Below are 6,290 nucleotides of genomic sequence, written 5' to 3' on the forward strand. Positions count from 1 at the left end.
CTCTGCCGGGGTCCAGCCGGACAGGCACACCGCGACTCGGACCACCACTGTGACCGGAGGGAGGGGTACGCCTCGGGAGAGGGGCTTCGGTCAGGTGGGTCAGCTGGAGAAGGAGCCGGGTCCGTCAGGCCCGTCGGTTCTATTGGCTCCGTCGGTTCTGTTGGTTTCGTTGGCTCGGTCGGTTTTGTTGGTTTCGTTGGTTGGGAGGTGGAACCAGACGGCGGTGCCCGCTTCGGGGTCGTGGTGGGTGCCCCAGGCGGTGGCCATGGTCTCGACCAGGAGGAGGCCGCGTCCGCCGTCGCTGTCGAAGTCGGTCGCGCGGACGAAGGGGAGGCTGGTCGCCGAGCCGTCGTCGATCACCTCGGCGTGCACCATGCCTCCGCCCAGGCCCAGGCAGACCGTCAGCGATCCTCCGGGGGCGCGGCCGGAGTCGGAGTGGACGACGGAGTTCGTCACGACCTCGCTGAGCAGGAGCAGCACATCGTTGAGGGCGGAGTCGGCGACTTTGCCGGTGAGCAGGTCTCGTGCCCAGGCGCGGACCGTCGCGACCGAGCAGGCCAGGCCCGCGAACTCGGCGTGGCCCAGCGGGTGTAGTACGGCCCAGCGTCCCGCGGTCGCTCGCTGTCTTTCGTAGCGGCAGGTGGCCTGCCGGTACGCGTTCATGCGATCGCCGCCGAGACGATGACGTCGGCCGCGTTGTCGGCCCCGGCCCAGACCCCTTCGCCCGGCCGCCACACCCTGGCCCACCAGGGCCGCCAGATGAATACCCATCCGCAGGCACGACGGATGACGGCGATCCGGACCCGGGTCTCGCCCCCGGACATGACCTCCAGCACCGGCTGCCCCACTTGGGGCAACACCAGCGAGGTGCTCACTCCCAGGCCCCGCAGCTCCCAGCCCAGTCGCACCAGATGAATGAACTGCTCTTGCGGATCGTGCGTGCTCATGTCGCCGACCTCCTACCGTAGGCCACTGCTCGACGGATTACGTTCCGTAGTCATCCTGTACCGTTACAGTCAAACTCGCAATGCCAACCTTTGGCATTCTCCGATTGAGGTTTCAATGTCTGGTTCGCTCGGATGCCCTACGATCGCAACCGGCCACAAGGAGACACAGCCATGACCACCAGCAGACAGAGCCCCACTGTTCGGCGTCGTCGCCTCTCGGGTGAGCTGCGACGCCTGCGAGAAGCAGCGAACATGACCGCGGACTCGGTCGCCGAGCGGTTGGAATGGTCACGGGGCAAACTCAGCCGGATCGAAACCGCCCAGTGGCAGCGGCCGAACCCCCGTGACGTCCGCGATCTGCTCGACGTCTACGGTGTTGTCGATCCCGGGCAGCGCGAAGCGATGATCACGCTTGCCAAGGAGTCTCGCCAGCGCGGTTGGTGGACCGCCTACAAGGACGTGTTGGCCGGTAGCTACATCGATCTCGAAGCTGAAGCCTCAACCATCTCCACCTTCGAACCTCTCGTGATCCCCGGCCTGCTGCAGACTCCCGCGTATGCGGCGGAGATCACTCGTGCGGCACTGGTACGTGACCCCGCCGAAGTCGAACGGCGCGTCAGGTTGAGAATGGAACGACAGAAACTCCTCACCCAAAAGGACTCCCCACGTTTCTGGGTCGTCATCGACGAAGCCGCCCTGGTCCGTCCCTTGAGCTCACCGCCTGTCTTCCGCGAGCAGCTTCAGCGACTCATCGACACCGAACCCTTGGAACACGTCACCATCCAGGTCCTCCCACTCACTGCTGGCCTGCACGCGGGCATGGCTGGTCAATTCGTCATCATGGAATTCCCCGAGGACCCGAAGATCGTCTATGTGGAGACCGGCACTGATGGCCTCTACCTGGAAAAGCCGGAAGAGCTTGCCCGCTATACACTGGTTTTCCAGCATTTGTGCGCAACGGCGCTTGCCCCTGATGCATCCCTCATCTACCTGTCCGGCATGCTCGACACGTTGAAGTGAGGCACCCTCATGGACTTCTCCCAGGTCACCTGGCAAAAGAGTTCACGCAGTCAGGGAACGACAGACAACTGCGTTGAAGTCGCTTTCATTCCGGGCTCGGTCGCTGTCCGGGACTCCAAGGATCCTGGCGGAGCCGCACTTGTCTTCTCGTCGGGTGACTGGACCGCCTTCCTCGGCCGCATCAAGACTGGAGACTTCGACACCCGCCCCTGATCGCGTGACGGGTCAGAGAAGGCTCCTGAGAGGCGAGGAACGCAGGTGCCCCATGACTGATCTGGCGAGCGCCGTCTGGTACAAGAGCAGCCTGAGCGGCAGCGGCAACAACTGCGTCGAGGTGGCCCACGTAGACAACCAGTATCTTGTCCGTGACTCCAAGAATCCTGGCGGCGCCGTACTTTCCTTCTTGTCGGGTGACTGGGCTGCCTTCCTTGGCCGTGTCAAGACTGGAGACTTCGACACGCGTCCCTGATCGTGTGATGAGCTGATCTTCTCACCTGATGGGTGGCGAGCCTTCGTCGAAGGTGTCAAGGGCGGTGAGTTCGACACACGTCCCTGATCGCGTGAGTCAGAGAAGGTTCCTGATGGGTGAGAGACGCAGGTGCCCCCGTGGACGGCCTCGCCGCCGTTTTCACCTCTGATCTGATGCGCGCGGTCGAGACCGCTTCCTTAGCTTTCGCCGACATTGATGTCCCATCCACAAGCCGGCCCTCAGCGCCCTCCAAGCAGGTTCCCAGCGCCGATCCATAGCCTCATCCTCGACCCTCGCGCCCGAAGCGACCGGGCATCCGAGCAACGACGAGGAGAGAGATCTTGACGGAGACCGGGAACGACCCGATGACCGCTGACGAGCGGATCGACAGGTGCCTCGGAGAGGGATCGACCACGCTGGACCTGTCCGGGCTCGACCTGGACAGGGTGCCGGAATCGCTCGGTGATCTCACCCATCTGACCAGCCTCTACCTGTATGACAACCGGCTGACCGCTCTGCCCGAGTCAGTGTGGAACCTCACCGCCCTCACCAACCTCTCCCTGGGCGGTAATCAGTTGACTGTTCTGCCTGAGTCGCTGGGCAACCTCACCGCCCTCACCAACCTCTCCCTGCATGACAACCAGCTGACCGCTCTGCCTGAGTCAGTGGGGAACCTCACCGCCCTCACCGAGCTCTATCTGCATAACAACCGACTGACCGTTCTACCTGACTCAGTGGGGAACCTCACCGAGCTCTACTGGCTCTACCTGAACGGTAATCAGTTGACTGTTCTGCCTGAGTCACTGGGCAACCTCACCGCCCTCGAATGGCTCTACCTGTATGACAACCAGTTGACCGCTCTGCCTGAGTCGGTAGGTAGCCTCACCGCCCTCACCGAGCTCAGTGTGGGCAGTAACCGGCTGACTGTTCTGCCCGAGTCAGTAGGCAGCCTCACCGCCCTCACCGACCTCTACCTGAGGGATAACCAGTTGACCGCTCTGCCCGAGTCGGTAGGCAACCTCACCGCCCTCACCGAACTCGACCTGGTCGATAACCAGTTGACCGTTCTGCCCGAGTCGGTAGGCAACCTCACCGCCCTCACCAACCTCTCCCTGGGCGCTAACCAGTTGACCTCTCTACCTGAGTCGCTGGGCAACCTCACCGCTCTCAGCGCCCTCAGTGTGGGCAGTAACCGGCTGACTGTTCTGCCCGAGTCAGTGGGCAACCTCACCGCCCTCACCGACCTCTACCTGAGGGATAACCAGTTGACCGCTCTGCCCGAGTCGCTGGGCAACCTCACCGCCCTCACCGAGCTCAGTGTGAGCGATAACCCGCTGACCGTTCTGCCCGATTGGCTGGGTGACCTTCCCGCCCTCAGCGAGGGCACCAGGCTCCTACTGAGTGTCTTCTATGAGGAGCGTTGGGGTTGGTGGGGTCAGGAGATTCCACCGGCCCCACCAGGCCACGGCTCTACTGAAAATGTATTCGGGGGATGATCGTGGGGCCGCTTGCGAAGGCGGGGACGAGTGAGGCATGACACCACAACGGCTTTCACCCCTCTGGTGACCCCGCCGGCCAACCCGCGGCATACGAGCGACCTGTTCGTGATGTGACCCGTTGGGTCCTGGCAGCATGCGATGCACAGCAACGGTCTTCTGCCGGCGCGCACCGGACACCAGGGGCTTCAGCCGCAGGGGCTCATGATGACGGCAAAGCCCTTGAGCAGGCCGACCGCGCCGAGAAGAAGCGCCAGAGCGATCACCCCCAAGGTGACGCCCTTGCGCACCCGAGGTTGATAGTCGGTGAGACCGGTGACGGCATCCCACCCGGCCACCAGGGCGATGAACATCGCGAGACCGCCCAGACCGATCCCCGCGAGGTCGGTGTAGTCGCAGGTGGACTGCCCGTTGACCGTCAGGGTGGTGGTCAGGTCCACGCGCACGACGACGGCGAGCACACCGACGACGAGCGCGGCCCAGGACTTGGACGACGCCATGCGGAGGTTCATGGCCAAAATTTATCGGCGCCCAGTTGGGCACAGCTTGCGACCGGCTGCAATGCTCCGCCGCCGAAACCCGGGGCCGTGAGAGGTGACGTCAGGCGCGGGTGAGCATGATGTCCTGAATCCTGAGGAACCAGCGGGTTCGGGCGGACAGTACATGTGTGTGGAGACGACTATGCGCGCCCGGGTGCGCGCCGGAGATGCGGACGCCTTCAGCCGGCTGTTCGACGACCATGCGCGCTCGGTCTACAACCACGCCTTCCGGCTGACCGGCGACTGGTCGGCCGCCGAGGACGTGGTGTCGGTGACCTTCCTGGAGGCGTGGCGGCTGCGGGGCAGGGTCGATGTGGAGGGCGGTTCGCTGCGGCCCTGGCTGCTGGGCGTCGCGACCAACGTCGCCCGTAACGTCAATCGCGCCTTGCGGCGGCACGAGGGCGCGCTCGCCAGGCTGCCTCCGGGCGGGGTGGTGCCGGACATCGCCGAGGAGGTGGCGGGCCGCGTCGACGACGACGAGTTGCTGGCCTCGGTCCGGGTCGCTCTGGGCACGCTGCGCAGGTCCGAACGGGAGGTGCTCGCGCTGTGCGTGTGGGCCGGGCTCGGGTACGCCGAGGCGGCCGAAGCCCTGGGGGTGCCGGTGGGCACGATCCGCTCCCGGCTCTCCCGAGCGAGGAAGAGGCTGCGGAAGCTCGCCGTGGACGCGGCTGCTCCGGAGAGAACGCGGGAATCACCGTCGCGCCCCGGACAGGCGGCCGGAGGAACACGGGAACCGCAGCCAGAGGGCAGGCCGCGGGCCGCAGGGACACGGGAATCACAGCGGCCAGCACAGGCAGCCGGAGAAGTACGAGAACCCCGATCACGCCCCACGCGGGCGGCCGGGAAGATGCGGGAACCGCGGTCACGGCCCGGACAGATGAATGGTGACCGCGACAACGCGGTCCGGTCCGTTCAGGAGAGAGCCCTATGAATGCCGCCAGGCCCCAGCCTGACCCCGGTCAGATCGAGGAGCTGGCCCGGCTGCTGCCGGTCCCGGTGGAACGGGACCTTCCTGCGGGCCGTCGCCGACTGCTCAAGGAGTTCGTGATGCAGGAGATCGACCAGGAGGTCCGGCCGCGGAAGCGAGTACTGCGGCGTCCGGCCTTCCTCGTCCCCGCCCTGGCCGCCGCCGCGGCACTTGCGGTGGCCGTACCGGTGTTCGTCTCCGGGGGGAGCCCGGCCTACGCCGTGGCGCAGAACCCCGACGGCACCATCCACATCACCATCAACGAGGCCAAGAACCCCGAGGACCTCCAGGCGATCCTGCGGGGCATGGGACTCAACGCGGTCGTGGACTACATCCCGGCAGGCAAGAAGTGCAGCCCCCAGCCCCGCAGCCAGAGCTTCCTGTCCGACCAAGAGGCTCCGCTCAGCGTCTGGCCGGCACCGGAGGGCCAGGAGGTGGGCTTCACGATCGACCCCAGGGTCGTCAAGGACGGCCAGACCGCCGTACTGGAGTTCAGCGTCGGCGAGAGTTCGGCCGGGGTGATCGCCGGCATCTGGGCACGGGTCTCCGACGGACCCGTGGCCGACTGCGAGCTGGTCGACAGCACCGAGGCCCCGCTCGGCCCGCCCGCGGACGGCTGACCCATCTCTCCACAGGTGTGGCAGGCCGCCGGACCATCCCGACGGGGGCGCCTGCCGCACCTGTGGCACGTTCGGAACGGTGGTGCGGCACGCGACGACGGCCCCGGCCCGGAGTTCTCCGGGCCGGGGCCGGCGTCGCGGGCCGCCCCCCCCCTCCACATCGGAAGAGCACACCACTGAAAACCAGTCACCCCACATATCATCTCGTTTTGCGTCTTGAGGTTTTGATGGT

Annotated in this window: 9 protein-coding genes; 6 read left to right on the plus strand and 3 right to left on the minus strand. The window is 65.7% G+C overall.

The window, feature by feature from the left end:
* Positions 1 to 99: 99 nt before the first annotated feature.
* On the minus strand, positions 100 to 663 hold the full coding sequence (locus tag ACWD3H_RS37735) for an ATP-binding protein (RefSeq protein ID WP_451958399.1): 564 nt from the start codon (positions 661 to 663) through the stop codon (positions 100 to 102).
* The gene (locus tag ACWD3H_RS37740; protein ID WP_451958400.1) at positions 660 to 947 is read right to left on the minus strand and encodes a hypothetical protein; all 288 of its coding nucleotides are present in this window, start codon (positions 945 to 947) and stop codon (positions 660 to 662) included. The genes ACWD3H_RS37735 and ACWD3H_RS37740 overlap by 4 nt, the downstream gene beginning before the upstream one ends.
* 171 nt (positions 948 to 1,118) lie before the next feature.
* Between ACWD3H_RS37740 and ACWD3H_RS37745 the strand changes: the two genes are divergently transcribed.
* The 4 genes from ACWD3H_RS37745 to ACWD3H_RS37760 all read left to right on the plus strand — a co-directional run bounded on the left by ACWD3H_RS37745 (position 1,119) and on the right by ACWD3H_RS37760 (position 3,932).
* The gene (locus ACWD3H_RS37745) at positions 1,119 to 1,967 is read left to right on the plus strand and encodes a helix-turn-helix domain-containing protein (RefSeq protein ID WP_350956847.1); all 849 of its coding nucleotides are present in this window, start codon (positions 1,119 to 1,121) and stop codon (positions 1,965 to 1,967) included.
* 9 nt (positions 1,968 to 1,976) lie between these two features.
* Positions 1,977 to 2,180, plus strand: a complete 204-nt coding sequence (locus ACWD3H_RS37750) for a DUF397 domain-containing protein (protein WP_451958401.1) — start codon at positions 1,977 to 1,979, stop codon at positions 2,178 to 2,180.
* Between the two features lie 52 nt (positions 2,181 to 2,232).
* Entirely contained in the window at positions 2,233 to 2,436 is a 204-nt protein-coding gene (locus tag ACWD3H_RS37755) for a DUF397 domain-containing protein (protein WP_451958402.1), read from the plus strand.
* 365 nt (positions 2,437 to 2,801) lie between these two features.
* The gene (locus tag ACWD3H_RS37760) at positions 2,802 to 3,932 is read left to right on the plus strand and encodes a leucine-rich repeat domain-containing protein (RefSeq protein ID WP_451958403.1); all 1,131 of its coding nucleotides are present in this window, start codon (positions 2,802 to 2,804) and stop codon (positions 3,930 to 3,932) included.
* Between the two features lie 188 nt (positions 3,933 to 4,120).
* Here ACWD3H_RS37760 and ACWD3H_RS37765 read toward each other — a convergent pair whose 3' ends face one another.
* Positions 4,121 to 4,444 (minus strand): hypothetical protein, encoded by a 324-nt coding sequence (locus ACWD3H_RS37765; protein ID WP_355616968.1) that lies wholly within the window; start codon positions 4,442 to 4,444, stop codon positions 4,121 to 4,123.
* A gap of 169 nt (positions 4,445 to 4,613) precedes the next feature.
* Here ACWD3H_RS37765 and ACWD3H_RS37770 point away from each other — a divergent pair, with 169 nt between their 5' ends.
* Both ACWD3H_RS37770 and ACWD3H_RS37775 read left to right on the plus strand, forming a co-directional pair.
* Complete coding sequence (locus ACWD3H_RS37770) at positions 4,614 to 5,402, plus strand: sigma-70 family RNA polymerase sigma factor (RefSeq protein ID WP_451958404.1); 789 nt, start codon at positions 4,614 to 4,616, stop codon at positions 5,400 to 5,402.
* The gene (locus ACWD3H_RS37775) at positions 5,399 to 6,058 is read left to right on the plus strand and encodes a hypothetical protein (protein ID WP_451958405.1); all 660 of its coding nucleotides are present in this window, start codon (positions 5,399 to 5,401) and stop codon (positions 6,056 to 6,058) included. The genes ACWD3H_RS37770 and ACWD3H_RS37775 overlap by 4 nt, the downstream gene beginning before the upstream one ends.
* Positions 6,059 to 6,290: the final 232 nt, after the last annotated feature.

This window comes from Streptosporangium sp. NPDC002607, assembly GCF_053592655.1.